A 24,075-nucleotide genomic window follows, 5' to 3' on the forward strand; every position below is an offset into this window, starting at 1 on the left:
CGGGCCGCCGAAGGTCCAGATGCCGGCCGGGAACGCGGTCAGGCGGTCCTCCGCCACCGCGGGGAGCGAGGTCCAGGCGGGGTTGTCGGCGAGGGCGTCGACGAAGCTCTCCGAATCCGGATCCGCGGTGCCGGTGTAGAAGAGGTTCGCGTCGCCGACCGTGGTCATGCCCTCGACATCGGTCTGCCCGAGGCCGTACACGGGGTCGACCTCGCCGGTCCAGGCGTTCGTCAGCCCGAGCTCCTCGCCCACCTCGCCGACGAGCGAGCCCTGGCCGAACGGACGCAGCGCCACGTTGCCGCCGTCGACCCAGCCGTCGAAGAACACGAAGTCGGTCGTGGCGAGGTCGCGGTCGGCGAGCTCGGCCTTCGCGGTGTCGAGGTGCTCCTGGAACTCCTCGGTGACGACCTCGGCGCGCTCCTCGCGACCGGTGACCTGCGCGATGAGGTCGAAGGTGTTCAGCATCTTGGCGATCGGGTCCTTCGCATCGGCGCCGATCGTCGCGAGCACGGGCACGTCGTAGGCCTCCAGCTGCGCGACGATGGGGTCGTCCGCGGCCCTCACCTCGACGATCACGAGGTCCGGGTCGGTGCCGAACAGCGTCTCCAGGTTCGGCTCCTGACGGGTGCCCACGTCGACGACGCCCTCCGGCAGCTCCTCCGCGGTGACCCAGGTGCTGTAGCCCTCGGCGTCGGCCACCGCGACCGGCGTCACGCACAGCGACAGGGCGTCCTCGATCTGCTGCCACTCGAGCACCGCGATGCGCTCGGCCGGCTTGTCGAGCTCGACCGTGCGGCCGAGGTCGTCGGTGACGGAGACCGCCCCGGTCGAGGTGCTCGTGGCGTCGTCCGTGCAGCCCGCGCTCGTCGAGGTCGGGGAGTCCGATCCCTGGGCGGACGGCGTCTGCGTGGTGCCGCAGCCGGCGAGCGCGAGGGTGAGAGCGCCGCCGAGGGCGAGCACGGCGAGGGAGGTCTTCTTCATCGGTGGTTCCTTCAGAGGTCGGGATCAGGAGGCGGAAGGAGTGCGGAGGCGACCGTGGTGGCGGCCGCGCGGACGCACCCGCACCAGGCCGGTCTCCTCGTCGAGGGCGGTGTCGATGCACAGGCCGTACACGTGCGACAGGTTCTCGCCGGTGAGGACCTCGGCGGGCGCCCCCGCCGCGTGCACCCGGCCGCGGTGCATCAGCACGACGTCGTCGGCGACCGAGGCGGCGTGGTCGAGGTCGTGCAGCACGACGCCGAGCGCGGTGCCGTGGTCGTCGGCGAGCTCCCGCACCAGGTCGAGGGTCTCCACCTGGTAGCGCAGGTCGAGGTGGTTGGTCGGCTCGTCGAGCAGCAGCACCCCGGTGTCCTGGGCGAGTGCGGTCGCCAGCCAGACGCGCTGCAGCTCGCCGCCGGAGAGCTGGTCGACCGGACGGGCGGCCATCGCGGACAGCCCGGTGAGGGCGAGGGCACGCGCCACGGCGGAACGATCGGCGTCGCTCACGCCGGAGAAGCGTCCGCGGTGCGGGTGCCGGCCGTAGGCGACGACGTCGGAGACCTCGATCCCGGAGGGGTGCGGCCGGGACTGCGAGAGCATCGCGACGGTCTTCGCGAACTCCTTGGCGGAGAGCGTGGCGGCGTCGCGCGGCTCCGCGCCGCCGATGCGCACGGTCCCGGCCTCGATGCGGTGCAGCCGCGCGAGGGCGCGGAGGACGGTCGACTTGCCGCTGCCGTTCGGTCCGATCAGCGCGGTCACCCGGCCCGGCGCGAGGCGCAGGGAGACGTCGTGCACGACGCGCGTGCGGCCGTAGCCGAGAACGAGGGATTCCCCCGCGAGGCTGTGGCGATCGATGGCGTCGGTCATCTCAGCCCCGCATCGCGACGCCGCGGCGCCAGTAGCCCATGAACGCGACCTGCGCGCGGTCGATCCCGAGGTCCTTCACGAGGTGCCGACGCAGCGTCGTCACGACACCGCTCTCGCCCGCGATCCAGAAGTAGCGGCCGGCGGCGTCGTCGGGCGCGATCTCCTCCCCCAGGCTCGAGTACTCGGGGGTCTCCCAGAGGAGGTCCTCCCCCTCGATGTCGGTGACGCGGATCTCGTCCCCGGCATCATCGTCGCCCAGGTGCTCGAGCACCGCGGGGATGAGTCGGAGGCCGTGCGGCTCGCCGGCGTCGCGCGGCAGCCAGTGCACGTCCACCCCGTCCGGCGCGTCGATCGCGAGCACGTCGGCGGGCGACGGCACCTCGATGAACGCCGTGCCGCGGAGGTCGCGCGGGGCATCCTCCAGGATGCGGGCGATGGCGGGGGCCGCGGTCTCATCCCCGACGAGGACCACCGAGGTCGCCACCCCCGGCGCGTACTCGGCTCCTCCGTGCGCCACGACGCCCCGACGCGGGCCGACCAGCCACAGCTCCTGGCCCACCGCGGCCGTGCTCGCCCACCGAGAGGCCGGACCGGTGAGCCCCGGCTCCAGGTGCAGCACGAAGTCGATGTCGACCTCGGTGCGGCCGTCGCCGTCGACCCGCAGGTCCCGGACGGAGTAGGTGCGCATCGAGCCGCGCTCCTCCTCGGGGACGGCCAGGTACGAACCCCACCAGTCGTGCGTCGACCGGTCGATCTCGGCGAGCACGCCGGACGCGGGCGGGAAGACGAGCTTGACCCGGCTGTCGTACACCTCCCCTGGCGTCCCCAGCTCGCTGAGCTCCTCGCCGCCGAGCGTCACCCGCACGAACGACGGGGAGACGCGGGAGACGGCGCGCACCTCGGCGCGGGTGAGGATGTAGGTCGGGCGCTCGGTCGTGGTGGATTCAGCGGACATGATGCCTTCCGATGGGGGTGACCATCGGCTTGCCGGAGACCGGGTCGATGGTGATCTGGTTGGGGAGGCCGAAGACCTCCTGCACGAGCTCGGCGGTGACGATCTCCTGCGGGGCGCCGGTCGCGTGCACGCGGCCGTCCTTCATGGCGACCAGCTCGTCGGCGTAGCGCGCGGCGAGGTTGAGGTCGTGCAGCACCATGACGATCGTGGTGCCGCGGGCGACGCTGAGGTCGGTGAGCAGGTCGAGCACCTCGACCTGGTGGGCGACGTCGAGGAAGGTCGTCGGCTCGTCCAGCAGCAGGATGTCGGTCTCCTGCGCGAGGGCCATCGCGATCCAGACCCGCTGCCGCTGGCCGCCGGAGAGCTCGTCCACACTGCGGTCGGCGAGGTCGCTGATGCCGGTCGCGTCCAGGGCGTCGGCGACGACCTCGTAGTCATGCGCGCTCCACCTCGACAGCGCCCGCTGATGGGGATGACGCCCGCGACCGACGAGGTCGGCGACGGCGATGCCCTCGGGGGCGACGGGCGACTGGGGCAGGAGGCCGAGGATGCGCGCGACCTCCTTCGTCGGACGGGCGTGGATCGACTTCCCGTCGAGCACGACCTCCCCGTCCCCCGGGGACAGCAGGCGGGCGAGGGCGCGCAGCAGCGTCGACTTGCCGCAGCCGTTCGCGCCGACGATCGTCGTGATCTTCCCCGGCGCGATCTGCAGGTCGAGGCCCTCGACCACGGTGCGGTCGCCGTACGAGAGGGTGACCCCCTCGGCGGACAGGCGGTGGGCGGCGGTCACAGCGAGCCTCCGGTGCGGTTGGTGCGGATGAGCAGATAGATGAGGTACGGCGCGCCGACGACGCCGGTGACCACGCCGACCGGGTAGCGCGCGCCGAGCGCGAACTGGGCGATGAGGTCGCCGCTGAGCACGAGCACCGCCCCGACGAGACCGCTGGGCAGCAGCAGCGTGGCGCCGGGACCGGTGAGCCGCGCGGCGATGGGTCCGGCCATGAACGCGACGAACGCGATCGGCCCGGTGGCGGCGGTCGCGAAGGCGAGGAGGGCCACGGCGCCGAGGATGAAGACGAGGCGCGTGGCGGTGACCCGCACGCCGAGCCCCGCGGCCGAGTCGTCGCCGAGCTGGAGTGTTCCCAGCGCCCGCCCCTGCGAGAGCAGCAGCGGCACGAGGATCGCGGCGGCGATCGCCATCGGCAGCACCCGCTCCCAGGACGCGTTGTTGAGGCTGCCGGTGAGCCACTGCATCGCGGTCTGGATGTCCCAGTTCGCGGCCCGGGACAGCAGGTAGGAGATGACGCTCTGCAGCATCGCCGCGACGCCGATCCCGATCAGGATGAGGCGGGTGCCCGCGAAGCCGCCCTTGATGGCGAGGAGGTAGATCGCCAGCGCCGTCACGAGGGCGCCGACGAGCGCGAGGAGGGAGACGGCCGGGCCGTTGAGCGAGAGCACGACGATGCCGAACACCGCGGCGGCGCCGGCGCCGTTCGAGATGCCGATGATGTCCGGCGAGGCGAGCGGATTGCGCAGCATGGTCTGGAAGGTGACGCCCGCCATGCCGAACGCGAGGCCCGTGAGGATCGCGAGGACCGCACGGGGGAGCCGCAGGTCGCCGACCGTGAACGAGGCGCCGGGCACCGTCTCACCGAGGATCACGCGGATGACCTCGTCGAGCGGGTAGAACGTGTTGCCGACCATGAGCGCCACCGTGAACAGCACGATCACGACGGCCCCGAGGGCGAGGGTGACCACCGCGTGACGGCGGTGGCGTGCCCGGCGACCGGCGATGATGCGCGCGGTGCGGGCGGCGGCGGACTCGTCGCCGCGGACGAGGGTGTGCTCGGTCGTGCTCACAGCTCCCGCACCTTCTGCCGGCGGACGATCCAGATGAAGAACGGCGCCCCGATGATCGCGGTGATGATGCCGACCTGGATCTCCTCGGACGACGGCGAGATCACGCGTCCGACGATGTCGCTCGCGGTGAGCAGCGCGGCGCCGGCGAGGGCCGAGAAGGGCAGCAGCCACCGGTGGTCGGTCCCCACGAGCATCCGGCACATGTGCGGGACGATGAGCCCGACGAACCCGATCGGCCCCGCGATGGCCGTCGCCGCGCCGGCGAGGATGACCGCCCCGAGCGCCGACAGCATCCGGGTGCGCAGCACGTGCTCGCCGAGACCCTTGGCCATGTCGTCGCCGAGCGCGAGGGAGTTCATGCCCCGGGCGCACAGGAAGCAGATGAGGGCGCCGACCGCGAGGACGGGAGCGGTGATCGCGATCCGCGGCCACTCCGCCCCGCCGACGCCGCCGATCTGCCACGACTGGAACGTCTGCAGCAGGTCGACCCGCGGCAGCATGACCGCGCTGATGAGCGAGGCGAACGCCGCGGAGGTCGCCGCCCCCGCGAGGGCCAGCTTGAGCGGCGTGGCCCCGCCGCGGCCGAGGGAGCCGACGGTGTACACGAAGACGGCCGCCGCCGCGGCGCCCACGATCGCGAAGGCCATCTGCCCGTAGGGGTTGCTCAGCCCGAAGAACGCGATGCCGAGGACGACCGCGAACGAGGCGCCGTTCGAGACCCCGAGGATGCCGGGGTCGGCCACGGGGTTGCGCGTGACGGCCTGCATGGTCGCTCCGGCGAGGGCGAGGGCCGCCCCCACGAGGAGCGCGAGCACGGTGCGGGGGATGCGCTTGACGACCGCGGCCTGGGCGATCGTGTCGGTCTGGCCGGAGAGCGCCGCGAGGATGTCGTCGAGCGTGACCGCGCGCACCCCGAACGACACCGAGAGCACGACGAGCACGAGGATCACACCGACTCCGGCGAGCAGCCAGAGGGTGCGCACCACCGTCGGACGCCGCAGGGTGGCGGCGTCCGACGCGAGGACGGGTGCTGGGATCACGACGGCTCTCCGCTGGGGGGCGGACGCGGAGCTTACTTCGCGAGCGGCGCGGCGAGGATGGCCAGGTAGTCCTCGAGACCCCACGGGATCGACAGCGCCGACGGGTTCGCCGCTGCGGCGATGGGGGTGGCGTCCGGGAGGATCGCGACGCGGCCCTCCGCGATGGCGGGGATCTTCGACAGCAGCGGGTCGGCCTGCAGCGTGGCCAGGGTGGAGTCGTCGCCGTAGGTCACCAGCACGTCCACGTCGTCGAACTTCTGCGCCTCCTCGGCGCTCACCTGCAGGTAGAACTGGTCGCTGTCCGCGTTCTCCTCGACGATCGCGGGGAGCGGCAGGCCGAGGTCGTGCAGGTACCCGGGGCGCGTGTCGGCCGCGGTGTAGTAGCCGATCTGGCTCAGGTCGCTCGGGTCGAAGTAGGCGAAGAGCACCTTCTTGTCCTTCAGGATGCTGTACTTCTCCAGGGCGGCGTCGGCGTCGGCGTGCAGGTCCTCGATCAGGGACTCGCCCTCGGCCTCAAGCCCCAGGGCCTTGGCGTTCATCTCGACCATGTCGTCGACGGACGTGCCCCACGCGACATCGGGGTAGGCGACGACCGGCGCGATCTTGGAGAGCGTGTCGTACTCCTCCTGCGTGAGGCCGGAGTAGGCGGCGAGGATCACGTCGGGCTCGGTGTCGGCCACGGCCTCGTAGTCGATGCCGTCGGTCTCGTCGAAGAGCACCGGGGTCTCCCCGCCGAGCTCGTCGAGCTTCTCCTCGACCCACGGGAGGATGCCGTTGTCGTCGTCGTCGCCCCAGGTGGCCTTGCTCATGCCGACCGGGACGATGCCGAGGGCGAGCGGCACCTCGTGGTTCGCCCACGCGACGGTCGCCACGCGCTCGGGCTTCTCGTCGATGGTCGTCTCGCCGTAGACGTGCTCGATGGTCACGGGGAACGCGTCGTCGGAGGCCGGGTTGCCGCCGGTGGTCGCGGTCGACTCCGGCGCGGAGGACGAGCAGGCGGAGAGCGTCACGGCGAGCGCGGCGGCCGCGCCGAGGGCGAGGAGTCGAGAGGTGCGCACAGGCGTTCCCTTCGGGATGGGAGATGGGGTGTCGACGCGAGAGCGTCCGGCCTTTGGTAAGCCTCGCCTAATCTAACACGGAGGTTAGGGCGCCCTCACTCCCGTTTCGAATCGCTCACCTTGCCCCATCCGGCGCCCAGATGCCGCAAAGTGGGCGATTCGAAAGTGCCGGGGCAGCGAAAAGCCGGCCGGACCCGTACGGATCCGGCCGGCTTCAGGAAGTCAGCGCACGCTCAGAGAGCGCGGATGTTCGCCGCCTGCATGCCCTTGGGGCCACGCTCAGCGTCGAATTCGACCTTCTGGTTCTCGCGGAGCTCCTTGAAACCGGAGCCGGCGATAGCCGAGTAGTGGGCGAAGAGGTCTTCGGTGCCGTCATCGGGAGCGATGAAGCCGAAGCCCTTCTCTGCGTTGAACCATTTCACAGTGCCAGTGGCCATGTGTTTTCTACTTTCTGTTGACCGGCCGCTCACGCGGCCTGCACCATGCCGATGATCCGACATGCATGCTCGGTCACGCTACCACGGCGGACTGACGGGCCTCCCCTTCTTCGGCCGTGCGATGGGCGAGCGCCGCCTCGGTGCGCGTGCTCACGCCGAGCTTCCGCAGCACCGCCGAGACGTGGACGCTCACGGTCTTCACGCTGATGAACAGGCGCTCCCCGATCTGGCGGTTGCTCAGCCCCTCCGCGATGAGGGCGAGCACCTGCCGTTCTCTGGCCGTCAGCTGCTCCGTGGCGGCGACCTCGCGGGGCCCGGACGACCGCAGCCCGGCCGCCTCGCCGAACCGCGCCAACGTCTGCTGCAGCGGCACATGACCGAGCCCCTCTGCAGTCGTCGTCGCCGCGGCGAGCAGGGCAGCCGCCTCGGCGCGCTCTCCGGCGGCGACGTGCAGCCGGGCGCGCTCAAGCCGCAGCACCACGCGGAAGGTCGCCGGAACGTCGTCGCCGTCCGCGCACCGCAGCGCCTCGTCGACCCCGGCCGGACTCGGGTCGAGCAGGGCATGCAGCACCGCCGACCACGCGTCGTCCTGGAGTTCCGGCGGCTGCGCCTCCCACGCCTCCCGGACCGCCGCGACCGTCGCTCCGACGTCGACGCCGCCCGCCCGCAGCGCCGTCACGAGAGCACCCGCCTCCAGGAGCAGCCGCCGCTGATGCAGCAGTGCCGGCCTGTCGTCGCGCAGCATCTCCCCGATCACGTCGAGCGCGCCGCGCAGGTCGCCCCGGCTCTCTGCCACGGCGACCTGCATCGTGATCCGGTCGTACCAGATCTGCCGCTCCGAGACCCCGGTCTCCTCGAACGCCGGGAGCCACTCCTGCAGGGTCTCCGCCGCCTCCGCCGCTCGACCTCGCCAGGCGAGCACCCGCACCCTGGTCATGCTCACGTACATCCGGAACACCCGCAGCGTGCCCTGCAGGAAGTCCCGGGCGAGCATGTCCTCGACCTGACCGATCTCGCCGAGCTCGAGCAGCGGCACGATCATGTTCTGCGCCATGATCGAGCCCGAGGTGCGCTCGACGCGGAGCTCACGGGCTCGCCGCAGGCCCTCCTCCGCGACGGCGACCGCCTCCCGGTAGCGGCCCAGCAGCGTCAGCAGGTCGGAGTAGTTGACGCGGTAGCGCATCTCCGCGGTCGATCCGGCGGCGAGGTCGCGCGCCCGTCCGTACTCGCGCACCCCCTCCTCGACCCGGCCGAGGTGGGCCAGCGACCCGCCGCGGACGTTCGCGGCGATCGAGAGCTGATCCGTCGTGGACGCGCCCGCCGCGCGACGCTCGGCCTCGTCGGCGAGCCGGATAGCCTCTTCGCGGTCGCCCGCGATCATGCGGCGACTCGCGAGCTGGTTCAGCAGTTCGGCGCGGAACACGTCGTCGTCGACGCGCTCCGCGAGCGCGAGCGCCTCCTGGAGGAGCGGGATGGCCCCGAGGCGACCGAGGTTGACGAGGTACAGCGCCTTGTTCCGCAGCAGCCGCGCGTGCAGCCGCGGGTCGACCGCCGCCGGATCGACCTCACTCAGCGCGACGTTGGCGACCGCCAGGGCCCGCTCGCCGTCGCCGGCGTTGCGCAGGACGGAACCGAGCACATGGAGCAGGTCGAGGCGTGCGAACCCCGTCGCCTCCGTCGCGTCCGGCACGAGGGGCCAGAGTTCGAGGACGAGCTCGCCGAACCGCGCCGCGCTGGCGAAGGCGTACTGGGCCTTGGCCTGGCGCATGGCGTCGGCGGCGGCCGCGATGGCACGACGGTCGTCCTGTGCGAGCTGCCAGTGGTACGCCAGGGCCGCCGCGTCGTCGCCACCGCCCTCCTCCAGCGCCTCGGCGTACGCGCGATGCAGGCGGGCCCGCTCGCCCGGCAGCAGATCGTCGTGCACGGCCTCGCGCAGCAGCGCGTGCCGGAACCCGTAGTCGTCTTCGCCGACGACGATGATGCCGCTGCGCACGGCCTCGCGGACGGCGTTCTCGACGCGATCCTCCGGGAGTTCGACGAGGCGCAGCAGCAGAGGATCCGTGAGCGGTCGCTCCGCGCCGGACATGACCTGCACCACGCGGCGCGCGTCGTCCCCGAGGCGGTCGAAGCGGGCGAGCAGGAGGTCGCGCAGGCTCTCCGGCAGGGGACCCTGGGCGCACCCGGCGATCTCCTCGACGAAGAAGGGCACGCCCTCGGCACGCACCTGCAGCCGCTCCAGCGCCGTCGCCGTCGGTGCGCGGCCCGTGATCTGGGCCACGAGTTCGCGAACCGCATCGTCGTCGAGGCGCGACACCGTCATCCGCTCGAGCAGCCGCGCGCGCGTCGCCTCGCCGATGAAGCGACTCACCGCATCGCCCCGGCGTACGTCGTCGGTGCGGCACGTGATGAGCAGCAGGAGCCGGCCGTGGTCGAGCGTGCGGAGCAGGAAGGAGAGGATCGCGAGCGTGGAATCGTCGGCCCAGTGCAGGTCTTCGATGAGGACCACCTGCGGCGCCAGCTCCGTGGCGGCCTCGATGAGGGACGCGATCGCGTCGCGCAGGCGTTCGGGACTCGTGCGGTCGCGGGGCGCGGGTGCGTCGACGAGTTCGGGCAGCAGCATGCCGAGCGCCTCGACGCCCACGCCGACCGCCTCGCGCACGCGGTCCGCGCCCATGCGCTCCACGATGGAGCGGAGGATGCCGGCGAGCGGCCCGAACGGGGCACGCGAGGTGCCGAGGTCGAGGCACCACCCGACGTGCACGTCGGCAGCATCGGCGACCCCGGTGGCGAACTCCCGCACCAGCCGGGACTTGCCGATCCCCGCCTCCCCTTCGACCAGCAGCGCGGCGGGCACGCCGTCGCGCACGCCGTCGAACAGGCGGCGCATCTCGGCGAGCTCGGCGTCACGCCCGACCATCGCGGCGGTGGGGGCTGGGGCCATGGACCCATCGTGCCACTCCCCTCGGACATCCGAAGGGCCCGAGGGGAAGGACAGCACGACGCCGTCGGTCATCGCGCGAGAGCCGGATCGCATGCTCCCGTCTGGGAGGCCCGCGGTGCCGGCGTTCCGCGTCCGTGGCGGCGCAGCCACCGGCGCAGCGGACCCGCCGGTCGCGGCACGATCTGATCCGCGTGCTCCAGGAGCATCCGGCGCCGGGCGACCGCGCGTTCGATCTGCTCCTGCTCGAAGACGGTGACCTGGTGGCTGAGATAGGGGTGCTCGAACATGGTGTCTCCTCGACGGTTCGGTGTATCCCTACACTCCGCTCTGAGGTGTCCCCTCGGCATCGGACGGATGCCCTATCTTCCGCGCCCCCTCCGCCCCTTCTTCCTTAGGCTGACGCAGGCCTCCACGCCGCATCAGGCTCCTGGCGCGCGAACCCGCCTGAGCTCGCGCGACCGCCTGCCCTGCCAGAGCGAGGGCCGCGCGGACGGACGGGTCCCCTCCGGCACGAGGATCGCGAGCACCCGGACGAGCGTCGTGATCCACAGCAGCCCGAGCCCGACGACGACCGCCTCCACCGCGGTCACCGGGAAGAAGCCGAGCGGCCACCACAGCAGCACGGCCGCGACCACGAGCACCCCCACCGCGACGGAGGTCACCACGAGGGCCAGGGGTCGGCCGGGGACGGTCAGCGTCGTCGCGGCGGCAGCCCCGAGGAAGAGGAGTAGCGCCGCGACGGCCGCGATATCGTGCGGAACGGGGGCCCGATACAGCGGCAGGAGCCCGACGGCGGCGAGCGCGAGTCCGGCCGCGGCCCACAGCACGACCACGGTCGCGATCCTGGACAGCGCGTCGTCGCCGCGCAGCCGATGCAGGTCGCGGCCGATGTACGCGCCGACGGTGGCGACCAGCAGCCCGGCCACGACGAGGGTGCCGTTGAACGCCCAGCCCACCCCGAGCTGCGAGAAGTTCTCCGCCCACCACCGGGGGTCGACGGCGGTCACCATCGCGAACAGCGTGCCGATCACGAGGAACCCGAACAGGAGTCCGGCGAGATCGGCGGTCCGGAGACCGATCCCCGCACCGAACGCGAGTCGTCCGCCGACCGCCGCCGCGACCCCCGTGAGCAGCCCGCCGCCGATCGCTCCGAGCGCGAGACCGCGCAGGCCCGCCGCGAGCACCTCCGCGGTGAGCAGCACGCCCATCGCCGTCACGGCCCCGAGCGCCACGGTGAGAGCGGCGGCGGAGAGGCGGGACACGACCCGCTGCCAGCGCGGCATCCCCGTCGCCTCCCCCCGACGGTGCAGAAGCGTGCTGATGACGAAGGCCAGCGCCGCGATGCCGCCGGCGACTCCCGCGGCGGGCAACGCGAGACCTCCCTCACCGGTCAGCGGCCGCGGCGGACCGGCGAGGAGCAGCGCCCCGGCGAGGGCTCCCCCGACTAAGCAGACGACGGTCGCGAGGACGGCCCGCCCCTCGCCGCGCAGACGCTCCGTCGTGTCCATGCGCCCATGCAAGCACGCGCGTCCGACGTCCGCAGCCCCACACGCGACGAGGCCCGGGCCACAGACTGCGGTCCCGGGCCTCGAAGCAGAGGCGTCAGGCGTCCACGTCACCGCGCCAGGCGTCGGTCTCGACGCCGCGGCCCTCGATGAACTCCTTGAAGTTCTTCAGATCCTTCTTCACCGCGTGGGATCCCGCGCCGACCAGAGCGCCGACCTTCTCCAGCAGCCCCTCCGGCGCCCAGTCGAGCTGGACGGTCACCCGCGTGGTGTTGTCGTCGAGCTTGTGGAACGTCACGACGCCCGCGTGCTCGGTCTCCCCGCCGACGCTGTTCCACGCGACACGCTCATCCGGGTGCTGCTCGGTGATCTCGGCGTCGAACTCACGCTCCGCGCCCCCCACGTTCACCTTCCAGTGCGTGCGGGTCTCGTCGATCTGCGTGATGGAGACGACCTCGTCGAGGAACTTCGGGAAGCTCTCGAACTGCGTCCACTGGTTGTACGCCGTGCGGACGGGAACGTCGACGTCGATGGTCTCGATGATCTGCACCATGGGGATGCTCCTCACTTGTTCGTCGTTCGTGTGCCTCCATTCAGCCTGCTCCGCGCGAGAAGGGCGATGGGGTTGACATCGGCGCGACTACCGTGGAGGTCATGCGCATCCCCGCCGCGATCCGCGCCTCCCAGCGCTCCCCCCTGCTGCAGGTGGTGAAGTCGGCCGCGGCGACCATCGCCGCGTGGCTGATCGCGGGCTGGGTCTTCCCGGGGCAGCTGCCGGTGTTCGCCGCCATCGCCGCGCTCCTGGTCGTGCAGCCGAGCGTCAACCAGTCGCTGTCGAAGGCGCTCGAGCGCAGCATAGGCGTGATCGTCGGGGTCGTCATCGCGGTCGGTCTCGGCCTGCTCCTCGGCTCGCCGAGCTGGATCGTGCTGCTGGCGATCGTCGTCGCGATGCTCGTGGCGTGGATCTTCCGGGCGTCCCCCGGCACCGGCAATCAGGTCGCGATCTCGGCGATGCTCGTGCTGGCGCTCGGGTCGTCGAGTCCGGAGTATGCGGTCGCGCGGATCGGGGAGACCCTGATCGGGGTGGTCATCGGGATCGTCGTGAACGCGCTGATCGTGCCGCCGGTGCTCGTCGAGCCGGCGCGGCGGAACGTGGGGCTGCTGGGGCGGGAGCTCGCCGCGAGCCTCGACCGCCTGGCGGACGCCCTGCCCTCCCCGCAGACGCCGGCGCGGCTGCAGGAGCTCATGCTCGAGGTGCGGCTGCTGCGGCCCATGAAGGATGCCGCGGACGCCGCCATCGCCGCCGGAGAGGAATCGCTCACGCTGAATCCGCGGCGTTCGACCCATCGCGCCGACCTGCAGGAGCTGAAGGCGCTGCTCGACCGGCTCTCGCCCATCGTCACGCAGACCATCGGCATGACCCGCGCCTACTTCGACCACTACGACGACCGGCTCGGCGAGGAGCCCGCGGTGGCCGCCATCGCCGAGCAGCTCCGCCGGGCCGGACACGACGTGCGTCTCGCGGTGCAGACCACGGCGCCCTCCGCGGAGCCCGAGACGCTGACCTCTGCCATCCCCGCACTGACCGCTCCGCTCGTGATCCGTCCGCCGTCCTCGCAGCACTGGATCCTCGTCGGCTCCCTCATGGAAGACCTCCGTCGCATCCGCGGCGAACTGCTCGACGAGGACTGACCTCCCGCCGACCCACCCCTTTTCGCGCCTCCCGGCCCCGTAGGTGCGTCCGCAACGGGCCGGGACGCACCGAAAGGGGTGGGTCGACGGGGGTTACCCTGGCGGGATGACAGTGGAGGAGGCGCTGGCGGAGCTCGCGGCGCTGGAAGACCCGAAGCAGCGCGCGGCGAACGAGAAGCGCGGCGACGACCACGGCATCAACCTGAGTCGGATGCGCGCTCTCGCGAAGCGCATCAAGACCGACCAGCCCCTCGCCCGGGAGCTCTGGGCGACGGGCGAGACGTCCGCCCGGCTGCTGGCCCTGCTCGTGTGCCGCCCGGCCGATTTCACGGCCGACGAGCTCGACACGATGCTGCGCGAGACGCGTCCGCCCAAGGTGAACGACTGGTTCGTGAACTATGTGCTCAAGAAGTCGCCCCTCGCCGAGGAACTGCGCCGGCGCTGGTTCGACGACGCCGATCCCACCGTCGCCGCGGCCGCGTGGTCGCTCACGACGGTCCGGGTGACGAAGGACGCCGACGGCCTCGACCTGTCGCACCTCCTCGACCTCATCGAACGCGACCTGCAGCAGGCCCCACCGCGCCTGCAGTGGGCCATGAACGAGACCCTCGCGAACATCGGCATCTTCCATCCGGACCTGCGAGCGCGGGCGGTGGAGATCGGCGAGCGGCTCCAGGTCCTGGCCGACTACCCCACGGCCCCGGGCTGCACCTCCCCCTTCGCGCCCCTCTGGATCGGGGAGATCGTCCGCCGTCGCGAGGGCTGAGTACGCTGAGCGGATGAGCACCCACATCGCCGCGGAACCCGGTCAGATCGCCCCCATCGTGCTGTTCCCCGGCGACCCGCTGCGGGCGAGGTGGATCGCCGAGACCTTCCTCGACGACGCCGAGCTGTACTCCGAGACGCGCGGGATGCTGGGCTTCACCGGCACCTGGGAGGGGCACCGGGTCTCCGTCCAGGGCTCGGGCATGGGGCAGCCGTCGATGGCGATCTACGCGACGGAGCTGTTCACGGAGTACGACGTGCAGACGATCGTCCGCGTGGGGTCCTGCGGCGCGCTGACCGAGAGGCTCGCGGTGCGCGACATCATCATCGCGAACGGCGCGAGCACCGACTCCGGGATCAACCGCGTGCGCTTCCACGGCCTCGACTACGCCCCGCTCGCCGACTTCGCCCTGCTGCGCGCGGCGGTGGAGGCCAGCGAGACCGAGCCCCTCTCGTCCACCGTGCACGTGGGGCCGCTGTTCTCGAGCGATCAGTTCTACAGCACCCGGCCGGAGCTCACCGCGCCCTTCGTGCAGCACGGCATCCTCGGCGTGGAGATGGAGGCGGCAGGGCTCTACACGCTCGCCGCCTTCCACGGACGCCGCGCCCTCGCGATCTGCACCGTCAGCGACCACATCGTCACGGGTGAGGAGACCACGGCCCAGGAGCGCGAGCAGACGTTCGGCGACATGGTCCGCATCGCCCTCCGCGCGGCGACCTCGGTCTGAGATTGGCCCGCCCCCCAAGTAACGTTATACACTTCACAGGTCGCGCGGCGCTGGGGACGACCGCACAGGGCGGTCGCTGCTGCGCGCGACGAAGACGACTGGGGAGAACCATGGCCACGCAAGATCAGCTCAACGCGCTGCTGGCGGACATCGAACGCGACATCAACGGATTCATCGGGGCGTCGATCGTCGACCTCGAATCAGGGCTGCCGCTCGCCTCGAGCTCCGTCCGCCCGGACTTCGACCTCGAGGTCGCGAGCGCGTTCAACAGCGAGATCGTGAAGAACAAGAAGCGCACGATCGACGCCCTCGGCATCGACGGCGAGCTCGAGGACATGCTGCTGACGCTGAACACGCAGCTGCACCTGCTCAAGATGCTCGACGACGACCTGTTCATCTACCTGGCCGCCGATCGCCAGGCCACGAACCTCGCCCTGCTGCGCTCCTCGGTGAACCGCCGGGTCGCCGCCCTCGGCGCGTGATCCATGGGGCCGTGGGGAGCGGCCTCGGGAGAGGGCGACAGCGGAAGAGCGGTCCCGTGGAGCGGACGATGAGGCGCCCGCGTCGGCGACGGACCGACCTGCCTCAGCGGTACCGGGTGATCTTCGCCGGTCCGGTGGGCGCTGGCAAGACGACCGCGGTCCGCGCCCTGAGCGACGTGCCGCCGGTGGACACCGACGTGCCGATGTCGCTCGCGAGCGGGGACGGGAAGACCACCACGACCGTCGGGCTCGACTACGGGACGTGGCGGCCGACGCCGGAGGTCTCCATCGCACTCATCGGCATCCCGGGGCAGGAGCGGTTCGCCTCGGCACGACAGCGCGTCTCGATCCCCGGCACCCGGGTGCTGCTCTGGCTGCGCGGCGACCGCGACACCCTCGTCGCCGACGCCGAGGAGTGGCTCGGCGTGTTCGCGGGTGAGGAGCATCGCGTCGCGATCGCCGTCAGCCACGCGGCAGGACGCACGATCGGCGACATCCGCCGCGATCTCGCCCCCGTGCTCGCGCGACACGGCATCCCGGCCTCGCGCGTGCTCGCGGCCGACGCGCGCGACCGCGACAGCGTGATGCGCGTCGCCGGTGCCGCTCTCGATCTTCCGGAGGAGAAGCCATGACCGGACCCGCCGGGCGGCAGGACGCCGCCACGACGCCCGATCCGTCCCGCATGCACCCCGACGTCGCCGGCAACTGGGCGCTGTGGTCGCGGATCGTCGGCCCCTCGGCCCAGACCCGGCTGCAGCAGTTGGAGGAGCGCTTCCCGGAGCTGACGACCGCGGTCCTCGGCACCGCGGACGGCCTCCACATCGCCTCCCTCGGCGTCGACCAGGACGGCGGCGAGCAGCTCGCAGCGATGAACGGCTCGCTGTTCGGGGTCGCGCGGGCCGAAGCCGAGATCATCGCGGGAGGGACGGAGCCGACGCTGTCGGCCATCGTGTCGCTGTCCATCGGCGAGAACCAGATGGCCCTGCTGAGCTTCATCCTCGCGCCGTACGGCCAGCTCCTGCTCTCGGTGTCGGCCTCGTCGTCGCAGCTCGGCACCGTGATCGTGCATGCGCGTTCCACGGCGTACGAGCTGCTCACCGCGCTCGGGGTGACGGGATCGTCGACATGACGCAGATGGGATGATCGAAGGACCATGACTCCCTCGCCGCGGCTCGAACCCTCGCTCGTTCCCGACGCGGCGGACGCCGATGCGGTGTACCTGACCTTCGTGGAGTGGGCGGAGTCGACCGGCATCCGCCTCTACCCGGCGCAGGACGAGGCGCTCATCGAGATCGTCTCCGGCGCGAACGTCATCCTGTCCACGCCGACGGGCACCGGGAAGTCGCTCGTCGCGGTCGGCGCCCACTTCGCGGCGATGGTCGGCGGACGCCGCAGCTACTACACGGCGCCGATCAAGGCCCTCGTCAGCGAGAAGTTCTTCGCGCTGGCAGACGTGTTCGGCGCCGAGAACGTGGGGATGGTCACGGGAGACTCCGCCGTGAACGCCGATGCCCCCATCATCTGCTGCACCGCGGAGATCCTCGCGAACCTGGCCCTGCGCCAGGGCGATGCCGCCGACGTCGGCCTCGTCGTCATGGACGAGTTCCACTTCTACGCCGACCCCGACCGCGGCTGGGCCTGGCAGGTGCCGCTCCTCGAGCTCCCACAGGCGCAGTTCGTGCTGATGTCGGCCACCCTCGGCGACGTCACCACCCTCGCCGCCGACCTGACGCGCCGCACCGGACGGGAGACCGCCTCGGTCACGGGGGTCGAGCGCCCCGTCCCCTTGCACTTCTTCTACGAGACGACGCCCATCCACGAGACCATCGACGACCTGCTCAACACGGGACAGGCCCCGATCTACATCGTGCACTTCTCGCAGGCGGCGGCCATGGAGCGGGCGCAGGCCCTGTCGAGCACGAAGGTCGCCACGCGTGAACAGCGCGACGAGATCGCCGCCCTCATCGGCGGCTTCCGCTTCACGACGGCGTTCGGCAAGACGCTCTCGCGCTTCCTCCGGGCCGGCATCGGCGTGCACCACGCCGGCATGCTGCCGAAGTACCGCCGACTCGTGGAGCAGCTCGCCCAGCGCGGTCTCCTCCGGGTCATCTGCGGCACCGACACCCTGGGCGTGGGCATCAACGTCCCGATCCGGACCGTGCTGCTCACCGCGCTGACGAAGTTCGACGGCACGCGGATGCGGCAGCTCAACGCTCGGGAGTTCCACCAGATCGCGGGCCGGGCCGGGCGCGCCGGCTACGACACCGCTGGTACCGTCGTCGCCCAGGCCCCGGAGCACGAGACGGAGAACCTCGCCGCGATCCGCAAGGCCGGCGACGACCCGAAGAAGAAGCGGAAGATCATCCGCAAGAAGGCCCCCGACGGCTTCGTGTCGTGGGGCGAGCCGTCGTTCCGGAAGCTCATCGATGCGACGCCGGAGACCCTGACCTCGCACATGCAGATCACCAGCGCGATGCTGCTCAATGTGATCGCCCGGGGCGGGGATGTGTTCGGGAACGTCCGCCGGCTCGTCTTCGACAACCACGAGCCGCGCACCCGGCAGCGCGCGCTCGCCCTCCGCGCCCTCGCGATCTTCCGCACGCTCCGGGAATCGGGCGTCGTGGAGACGTTCGACACGGGCGTGCCCGGAGCGCCGAAGGGCGTCCGGCTCACGGTCGACCTGCAGCCCAACTTCGCGCTCAACCAGCCGCTGTCGCCGTTCGCCCTCGCGGCGTTCGACCTGCTGGACCCTTCGACAAGCTCAGGGACCCAGGCGCGTTCGGGAGACCAGGCGGGCTCGGGGGACCAGGGGGTCGGGACGGGGTCGTACGCGCTCGACATGATCTCGATCGTCGAGGCGACGCTCGACGATCCCCGCGCCGTGCTCAGCCAGCAGCAGTTCCTCGCGCGGGGCGAGGCCGTCGCCGCGATGAAGCGCGAGGGCATCGAGTACGACGAGCGCATGGAGCTCCTCGAGGCGATCACCTACCCGAAGCCCCTGGAGGAGCTCCTCGACGCGGCCTTCGAGACCTTCAGCGCCGCGCAGCCCTGGATCCGCGACTTCGCGCTGCACCCGAAGTCCGTCGTCCGCGACATGTACGAGCGGGCCATGTCGTTCGGCGAGTACGTCGCGTTCTACAAGATCGCCCGCTCCGAGGGCGTCGTCCTGCGCTACCTGTCGGACGCGTACCGCGCCGCCTCCCAGACGATCCCCGAGGAGCGGAAGGACGAGGACCTCCACGACCTCATCGCCTGGCTCGGCGAGCTCGTGCGCCAGATCGACTCCAGCCTGCTCGACGAGTGGAGCGAGCTGACCGCCGGGACCGCCGCCCGCGGCGAGACCGACGAGCCGATCGTGCCGCCGGCGCCGAAGCGCCTCACGAGCAACACCCGCGCCTTCCGCACGCTCGTCCGCAACGAGCTCTTCCGGCGGGTGCAGCTCGCCGCCCGCGAGGACGTGGACGCGCTGGCCGAGCTCGACCCGTCGTTCGGCGCCGCCGCCTGGTCGGACGCGCTGGACGCGTACTTCGCGGAGCACGACGACATCGGCACCGGCCCGGACGCCCGGAGCTCCCGCATGCTGCTGCTCACGGAGGGGCCGACCGCGTGGACGGCGCGGCAGATCATCGACGACCCTGCCGGCGACCACGACTGGGGCATCAGCGCCACGGTCGACCTCGCCGCGTCGGACGAGGCCGGCGAGGCGGTCGTGACGGTGACGGCGGTCGACCGGCTGTGAGCGAGGCGGGCCCCGTCAGGCCTGCATGACGGCGAGCACGTTGCCCGCCGGGTCGCGGAACCACGCGATGTCCGGTCCCTGCCCGTTCCCGCGGACGATGCCGCGGGAGTCCGACGGGAACTCGTCGTCGCCGTAGATCTTGGTCTGCACCCCGCGCTCGTTGAGCTCCTCGACGGCGGCATCGACGTCCGCCACCGGGAAGTTCAGGATCGTGAAGCTCGCCGGGGTGTGGTTCGGCTTCGCGTAGACGAGGACCGACCCGCCGCGGGGCAGACGCAGGTCGAGGAACCCCATCGCGTTGACCTCGACATCGAGCCCGAGGGTCGTGCCGTAGAACTCTCTCGCCGCGTCGATGTCGTCGACGCTGAAACCGCTGAACGCGTTCTCCGCTGTGAAGGCTGCCATGTCCCCAGCATCCGCCTCCGCGGGCGCCGTGTCGAGGCCTTCTCACACGGCCGCGCGCACGAGCCGGCCCACGAGGTCGACGTAGTCCACCCCGGTCGCCGCGAACATCCGCGGCACCTGGGAGGCCGCGGTCAGCCCCGGCATCGTGTTGACCTCGTTGAGCACGGGGCCGTCGTCCGTGAGGAAGAAGTCCATGCGGGCGACCCCGTCGCACCCCAGGGCGTCGAACATCGCGATCGCGGCTCTCTTGAGCGCCGACGTGGCGGCCGCATCGAGCTGCGCCGGGACCGTGAACCGGGCCGTGCCGTCGTACTTCGTCGCGGTGTCGAAGAGCCCGGGGGCGTGGATCTCCAGGGGCGGGGCGGCCCACCGCACCCCGCCCTTCTCCCGCAGCACGGCGACGTCGATCTCCCGCGCGTGCACGACCTCCTCGACCAGGATCCGCCGGTCGAAGCGCGCCGCCCCCCGCAGCGCCATGAGCAGGTCGCCCTCCTCCGTCACCAGGCTCACGCCGTGGCTCGAGCCGGCCGTCACCGGCTTGACCACGACGGCGCCCTCGAACTCCACGTCGCCGATGTCCTCCGCGGCGACCAGCCGCCCCCGGGCGGTGCGCAGCCCCACGGCCTCGGCCACGAGCTTCGTGGCCCACTTGTCCATGCCGATCGCCCCCGCCCCCAGCGCGGAGCCGACGACCGGCACCCCGGCGAGCGCACACAGCGCCGCGAGGGCGCCGTCCTCCCCCAGCGCACCGTGCACCGCGGGGAACACGACGTCGCTCGCCGCGAGCAGCGGCAGGGCCTGCTGCAACGATGCCGCCGGACTCACGCCGGGCGGGATGCCGTCGGCCCGCCACACGCCGTCGCGGTCGATCGTCGCGGTCGTGACGGCATGTCCCCCCAACCGCAGCGCCGCGGCGACCGCGGCCGCCGAGGCGAGCGACACCTCGTGCTCGGGATTCTGTCCCCCTCCGATGACCAGGACCTTCATCGTCATGCCACGCTCCTCTTCACCCGCGGGCCGATGCCCGTGACGACGGTGTGCGGGATGGTGCCCGCCCACCGTGCCCACTCCTGCACCGACGGCACCGCGCCGCCGTCCGGCCCGAACACCGTCGCGACCGCTCCTCGGGGGAACGCCCTCCCCCCGGTGTCGACGACGATCTGATCCATCGACACCCGGCCGACGATCGGATGCCGTTCCCCTCCGATCTCCACGCCCGCTCCCGGCGCGATCTCCCGCGGGATGCCGTCGGCGTATCCGACCCCCACCACGCTCAGGTGCGTGGCCGCTGCCGTCGTGTGCGTCCCGCCGTAGCCCACGACGGTGCCGGCCGGCACGGCGGCGCTGTGCACGACCGGGGCGGTGAAACGCGAAGCCCCGACCAGAGAGACCGTCTCGGACGGGTCGATCCCTACAAGCGCGGCCCCCACGCGCACCATGTCGAAGTGCGTCGCGGGATCGGTCAGGGCACCCGAGGTAGCCGCGAGGTGCACGAGCAGCGGTCCGAAGCCGGCGCGCAGGACCGCGTCCCTCCCCTGGCGCATCCGCAGCACCGCGGCCGCGTTCGCCCGCGGATCCGCGGCGTCGGCGCGGGGGAGGTGTCCCATCACCCCGACGACCTCGATCCGGCTCCGGGCCGCCCGCGCCGTGCGCAGCAGCGCATCCCAGTCCTCCACAGGGCACCCTCCCCGCGCCATCCCGGTGTCGAGATGCAGATGCACGCGCACCGGAGCCGCGGCATCGGCCGCGAGCTGACGCAGCTCCTCGACGGAACCCACGGCCACGTCGACCCCGGCGGCGGCCGCGCGCGGCGCGTCGATGCCCGCGGGGTGCAGCCAGGCGAGGATCGGCACGCGCAGTCCGGCCTCGCGCAGCGCGACCCCCTCGGCGACGTCGGTGACCCCGAGCCACTCGGCCCCCGCGGCCACGGCGGCGGTCGCCACGGCCACCATGCCATGACCGTAGGCGTCGGCCTTCACCACGGCCATGACGGGCACCGCGGCGGCGGTCCGCACACGACAGAGGTTCTCGGCCACGGCGGCCGGAAGGGTGGACAGTGTCGGTGCGTGGAGGCGGGACAGGGTCATCCCCTCCGCGAGCAGAGCCGTCATCGCTGCATCCTCGGGTCTTCGGTGGGGTCGGCGTACGGTGCGGGACAGCCGTCCTCGACGGCCTCCGGTCGCAGCTCGTAGTGCCAGGATTCGTTGCCGTAGGTCTGGCAGAGGCCGTAGCGCCATCCGCGCTGCGTGAGCCAGTCGAGGGTCGGGAGCGGACCGAGGTCGACCGCGTCACCGGAGACGTGCGCCGAGGTCTCGGCGGTCGCCACCCAGCGGCGCGCCTCCTCCTCCGAGCCGTAGTCGTCGATCGCGTCGCGCAGCAGCTGCTCCTGCAGCGCCGCCGAACGCCATCCGCTGTTCACGAGGAACGTCACCCCGTCGGCCTCCGCATCGGAGGCGGCGCGCTGGAGGGCGTCGAGCAGGGCGGGGTCGAGGTTGCCGACGGCGACCCTGTCGACGTCGAACACCGTGGGCTGGTCGCCGTCGCGGATCACGCCGTCGGCCTCGCTCGGGGCGAGCACCGACCCGGTCGGCGCGTGCGGCTCGGGATCGGAACCCGTGGTGGCGGGCGCGACGATCGGGGCGGTCTCGGCGAACGCGGCCGACAGCGACTGCTGCACGGCGAGGGCGGCGACCACGGCGAGCGCCAGCACGGACACCGTGGCGGCGATCCGCCGACGGCGCCGGGCGCGGACGGCTCGGGGGGTGTGGAGGTCGTTCATGCTTCCAGTGAAGAGAGGCCGCGGTTGCCACGGCGTATGGCCTTTTCCATACACCGGCGATATGCCGCACTGCGTAGGATCGCTGCCATGCGTGTGCTGATCGTCGAGGACGAGCCCTACCTCGCCGAGGCGGTCCGCGACGGACTGCGACTGGAGGCGATCGCAGCCGACATCGCCGGCGACGGCGACACCGCGCTCGAGCTCCTGAGCATCAACGCGTACGACATCGCGATCCTCGACCGCGACGTGCCCGGTCCGTCCGGTGACGACATCGCGCGGTGGATCGTCGCCTCGGGCAGCGGCATCCCCATCCTCATGCTCACGGCCGCCGACCGCCTCGACGACAAGGCCTCCGGGTTCGAGCTCGGTGCCGACGACTACCTCACCAAGCCCTTCGAGCTGCGGGAGCTGGTGCTGCGGCTGCGTGCCCTCGACCGCCGCCGACAGCGCGCGCGGCCGCCGGTGCTGGAGATCGCGGGGCTGCGCCTCGACCCGTTCCGCCGCGAGGTCTACCGCGACGGCCGCTACGTCGCCCTCACCCGCAAGCAGTTCGCCGTGCTGGAGGTGCTCGTCGATGCCGGGGGCGGGGTGGTCAGCGCCGAGGAGCTGCTGGAGCGGGCGTGGGACGAGAACGCCGACCCGTTCACGAACGCCGTCCGCATCACCGTCTCCTCGCTGCGCAAGCGCCTCGGCGAGCCGTGGCTGATCCTCACGGTGCCCGGCGTCGGCTACCGGATCGGGGCCGACGCGGATGCCTAGGCGGCGGGGGCTGAGCGTCCGCTTCAAGCTGACGCTGAGCTACGCGGGCATCGTCGTCGTCTCCGGGCTCCTGCTGCTCGGGGCCGTGGCGCTCTACCTCCTCAGGTACGTGCCGGATGTGCAGATCCCCGTCGTCGAGTTCTTCGTCCCCAACCGCTCGGATCTGATCCGGGCGTTCGTGCCGGTCGCCGTGCTGGTGATGGTCGCCCTGCTCGCGATCGGTCTCGGCGGCGGCTGGCTGCTCGCCGGACGGATGCTGGCGCCTCTCGACCGCATCGGCGACGCCGCACGGCTCGCGGCGCAGGGCTCCCTGTCGCACCGGATCCGCATGGAGGGCCCGAGCGACGAGTTCCGCGACCTCGCCGACGTCTTCGACACGATGCTGGAGCAGCTGGAGGCACACGTCGCCGAGCAGCAGCGCTTCGCCGCGAACGCCTCGCACGAACTGCGGACACCCTTGGCCATCTCGCAGACGCTCCTCGACGTGGCCCGCACCGATCCCGACCGCGACGTCGACGCCCTGATCGACCGGCTCCGCGAGGTGAACACACGCGCGATCGACCTCACCGAGGCGCTGCTGCTGCTGAGCAGAGCGGATCAGCGTACCTTCCCGCGGACGCTCGTGGATCTGTCGCTCCTGGCCGAGGAATCCGTCGAGGCCCTCCTCCCGCTCGCCGACCGCCGCGGGGTCGAGGTGGAGGTGTCCGGCGTGCCGGCGACCGTGCTCGGCTCCTCCGCCCTGCTGCCGCAGCTCGTCATGAACCTCGTCGCCAACGCGATCGTCCACAACCGCGCGGACGGCGGCGGATCCGTCGCGGTGCGCACGCATTCCCTGCCGCACGCGGTGGCCCTCGTCGTGGAGAACACCGGGGCGGAACTGCACGCCTCCCAGGTCGCGACGCTCGTCGAGCCCTTCCAGCGCGGCACCGAGCGCACGCGCGGGGCGGAGCACGCCGGGGTGGGCCTCGGCCTCGCGATCGTCCAGCGCATCACCCAGACCCACGGCGGCACCCTCGTGCTGACGCCCCGCACCGGCGGAGGTCTCATCGTGACGGTCTGGTTCCCGCACCCCTACCCCGGCTGAC

The 24,075-nt window shown here is 72.0% G+C and carries 25 protein-coding genes; 9 read left to right on the forward strand and 16 right to left on the reverse strand.

Annotated elements, in window-relative coordinates:
- The 12 genes from B2W79_RS14135 to B2W79_RS14190 form a co-directional block, all read right to left on the reverse strand.
- Positions 1-981: iron-siderophore ABC transporter substrate-binding protein (locus tag B2W79_RS14135; protein ID WP_292790371.1), on the reverse strand; the 981-nt coding region annotated here is incomplete at its 3' end.
- Positions 982-1,005: 24 nt separating this feature from the next.
- On the reverse strand, positions 1,006-1,845 hold the full coding sequence (locus tag B2W79_RS14140) for an ABC transporter ATP-binding protein (protein WP_292790373.1): 840 nt from the start codon (positions 1,843-1,845) through the stop codon (positions 1,006-1,008).
- A 1-nt stretch (position 1,846) separates the two neighbouring features.
- Positions 1,847-2,800, reverse strand: a complete 954-nt coding sequence (locus B2W79_RS14145; RefSeq protein WP_292790375.1) for a siderophore-interacting protein — start codon at positions 2,798-2,800, stop codon at positions 1,847-1,849.
- On the reverse strand, positions 2,790-3,590 hold the full coding sequence (locus B2W79_RS14150) for an ABC transporter ATP-binding protein (RefSeq protein ID WP_071327850.1): 801 nt from the start codon (positions 3,588-3,590) through the stop codon (positions 2,790-2,792). The genes B2W79_RS14145 and B2W79_RS14150 overlap by 11 nt, the downstream gene beginning before the upstream one ends.
- Positions 3,587-4,660 (reverse strand): FecCD family ABC transporter permease, encoded by a 1,074-nt coding sequence (locus tag B2W79_RS14155; protein WP_292790377.1) that lies wholly within the window; start codon positions 4,658-4,660, stop codon positions 3,587-3,589. The genes B2W79_RS14150 and B2W79_RS14155 overlap by 4 nt, the downstream gene beginning before the upstream one ends.
- A complete protein-coding gene (locus tag B2W79_RS14160) occupies positions 4,657-5,700 on the reverse strand; it encodes a FecCD family ABC transporter permease (RefSeq protein ID WP_071327852.1) in 1,044 nt (347 codons plus the stop codon). The genes B2W79_RS14155 and B2W79_RS14160 overlap by 4 nt, the downstream gene beginning before the upstream one ends.
- A gap of 32 nt (positions 5,701-5,732) precedes the next feature.
- Positions 5,733-6,758, reverse strand: a complete 1,026-nt coding sequence (locus B2W79_RS14165; protein ID WP_292790382.1) for an iron-siderophore ABC transporter substrate-binding protein — start codon at positions 6,756-6,758, stop codon at positions 5,733-5,735.
- Between the two features lie 233 nt (positions 6,759-6,991).
- Positions 6,992-7,195 carry a cold-shock protein gene (locus B2W79_RS14170; RefSeq protein WP_025104028.1) on the reverse strand — a complete coding sequence of 68 codons (204 nt, stop codon included), beginning with the start codon at positions 7,193-7,195 and terminating at the stop codon, positions 6,992-6,994.
- Positions 7,196-7,268: 73 nt separating this feature from the next.
- Entirely contained in the window at positions 7,269-10,136 is a 2,868-nt protein-coding gene (locus tag B2W79_RS14175) for a helix-turn-helix transcriptional regulator (RefSeq protein WP_292790387.1), read from the reverse strand.
- A 68-nt stretch (positions 10,137-10,204) separates the two neighbouring features.
- Entirely contained in the window at positions 10,205-10,423 is a 219-nt protein-coding gene (locus B2W79_RS14180) for a hypothetical protein (protein WP_071327854.1), read from the reverse strand.
- Between the two features lie 132 nt (positions 10,424-10,555).
- Complete coding sequence (locus tag B2W79_RS14185; protein WP_292790394.1) at positions 10,556-11,644, reverse strand: hypothetical protein; 1,089 nt, start codon at positions 11,642-11,644, stop codon at positions 10,556-10,558.
- 94 nt (positions 11,645-11,738) lie between these two features.
- Entirely contained in the window at positions 11,739-12,194 is a 456-nt protein-coding gene (locus B2W79_RS14190; protein ID WP_292790396.1) for an SRPBCC family protein, read from the reverse strand.
- 101 nt (positions 12,195-12,295) lie between these two features.
- Between B2W79_RS14190 and B2W79_RS14195 the strand changes: the two genes are divergently transcribed.
- From B2W79_RS14195 to B2W79_RS14225, 7 genes are all read left to right on the forward strand, one after another.
- On the forward strand, positions 12,296-13,333 hold the full coding sequence (locus B2W79_RS14195) for an FUSC family protein (protein ID WP_292790399.1): 1,038 nt from the start codon (positions 12,296-12,298) through the stop codon (positions 13,331-13,333).
- A 106-nt stretch (positions 13,334-13,439) separates the two neighbouring features.
- The gene (locus tag B2W79_RS14200; RefSeq protein ID WP_292790402.1) at positions 13,440-14,099 is read left to right on the forward strand and encodes a DNA alkylation repair protein; all 660 of its coding nucleotides are present in this window, start codon (positions 13,440-13,442) and stop codon (positions 14,097-14,099) included.
- Between the two features lie 13 nt (positions 14,100-14,112).
- Positions 14,113-14,826, forward strand: a complete 714-nt coding sequence (gene deoD, locus B2W79_RS14205) for a purine-nucleoside phosphorylase (protein WP_136051017.1) — start codon at positions 14,113-14,115, stop codon at positions 14,824-14,826.
- A 110-nt stretch (positions 14,827-14,936) separates the two neighbouring features.
- A complete protein-coding gene (locus B2W79_RS14210) occupies positions 14,937-15,308 on the forward strand; it encodes a hypothetical protein (RefSeq protein ID WP_071327859.1) in 372 nt (123 codons plus the stop codon).
- Between the two features lie 68 nt (positions 15,309-15,376).
- On the forward strand, positions 15,377-15,940 hold the full coding sequence (locus B2W79_RS14215; RefSeq protein ID WP_292790411.1) for a hypothetical protein: 564 nt from the start codon (positions 15,377-15,379) through the stop codon (positions 15,938-15,940).
- Positions 15,937-16,437 carry a hypothetical protein gene (locus B2W79_RS14220; protein WP_071327860.1) on the forward strand — a complete coding sequence of 167 codons (501 nt, stop codon included), beginning with the start codon at positions 15,937-15,939 and terminating at the stop codon, positions 16,435-16,437. The genes B2W79_RS14215 and B2W79_RS14220 overlap by 4 nt, the downstream gene beginning before the upstream one ends.
- Positions 16,438-16,461: 24 nt before the next feature.
- Entirely contained in the window at positions 16,462-19,047 is a 2,586-nt protein-coding gene (locus B2W79_RS14225; protein WP_292790416.1) for a DEAD/DEAH box helicase, read from the forward strand.
- 15 nt (positions 19,048-19,062) lie between these two features.
- Here the strand turns inward: B2W79_RS14225 and B2W79_RS14230 are convergent, their stop codons facing one another.
- Genes B2W79_RS14230 through B2W79_RS14245 form a run of 4 tightly spaced genes read right to left on the reverse strand, consistent with a single transcriptional unit; the run spans position 19,063 to position 22,231 of the window.
- Positions 19,063-19,452 (reverse strand): VOC family protein, encoded by a 390-nt coding sequence (locus tag B2W79_RS14230; RefSeq protein WP_025104040.1) that lies wholly within the window; start codon positions 19,450-19,452, stop codon positions 19,063-19,065.
- 42 nt (positions 19,453-19,494) lie between these two features.
- The gene (locus tag B2W79_RS14235) at positions 19,495-20,445 is read right to left on the reverse strand and encodes a D-alanine--D-alanine ligase family protein (protein ID WP_292790420.1); all 951 of its coding nucleotides are present in this window, start codon (positions 20,443-20,445) and stop codon (positions 19,495-19,497) included.
- Positions 20,442-21,563, reverse strand: coding sequence for an alanine racemase (gene alr, locus B2W79_RS14240; protein ID WP_292790423.1), 1,122 nt, complete (start codon positions 21,561-21,563; stop codon positions 20,442-20,444). Before alr ends, B2W79_RS14235 begins: the two co-directional genes overlap by 4 nt.
- Complete coding sequence (locus B2W79_RS14245; RefSeq protein ID WP_292790426.1) at positions 21,560-22,231, reverse strand: M15 family metallopeptidase; 672 nt, start codon at positions 22,229-22,231, stop codon at positions 21,560-21,562. The genes alr and B2W79_RS14245 overlap by 4 nt, the downstream gene beginning before the upstream one ends.
- A gap of 87 nt (positions 22,232-22,318) precedes the next feature.
- Between B2W79_RS14245 and B2W79_RS14250 the strand changes: the two genes are divergently transcribed.
- A complete protein-coding gene (locus B2W79_RS14250) occupies positions 22,319-22,990 on the forward strand; it encodes a response regulator transcription factor (RefSeq protein ID WP_292790429.1) in 672 nt (223 codons plus the stop codon).
- Positions 22,983-24,074: a sensor histidine kinase gene (locus B2W79_RS14255; RefSeq protein ID WP_292790432.1), complete on the forward strand. Its 1,092-nt coding sequence runs from the start codon at positions 22,983-22,985 to the stop codon at positions 24,072-24,074. Before B2W79_RS14250 ends, B2W79_RS14255 begins: the two co-directional genes overlap by 8 nt.
- The last annotated feature ends 1 nt before the right edge of the window (position 24,075 follow it).

It is taken from the genome of Microbacterium sp. UBA7513 (genome assembly GCF_002478345.1).
Classification (GTDB): domain Bacteria; phylum Actinomycetota; class Actinomycetes; order Actinomycetales; family Microbacteriaceae; genus Microbacterium.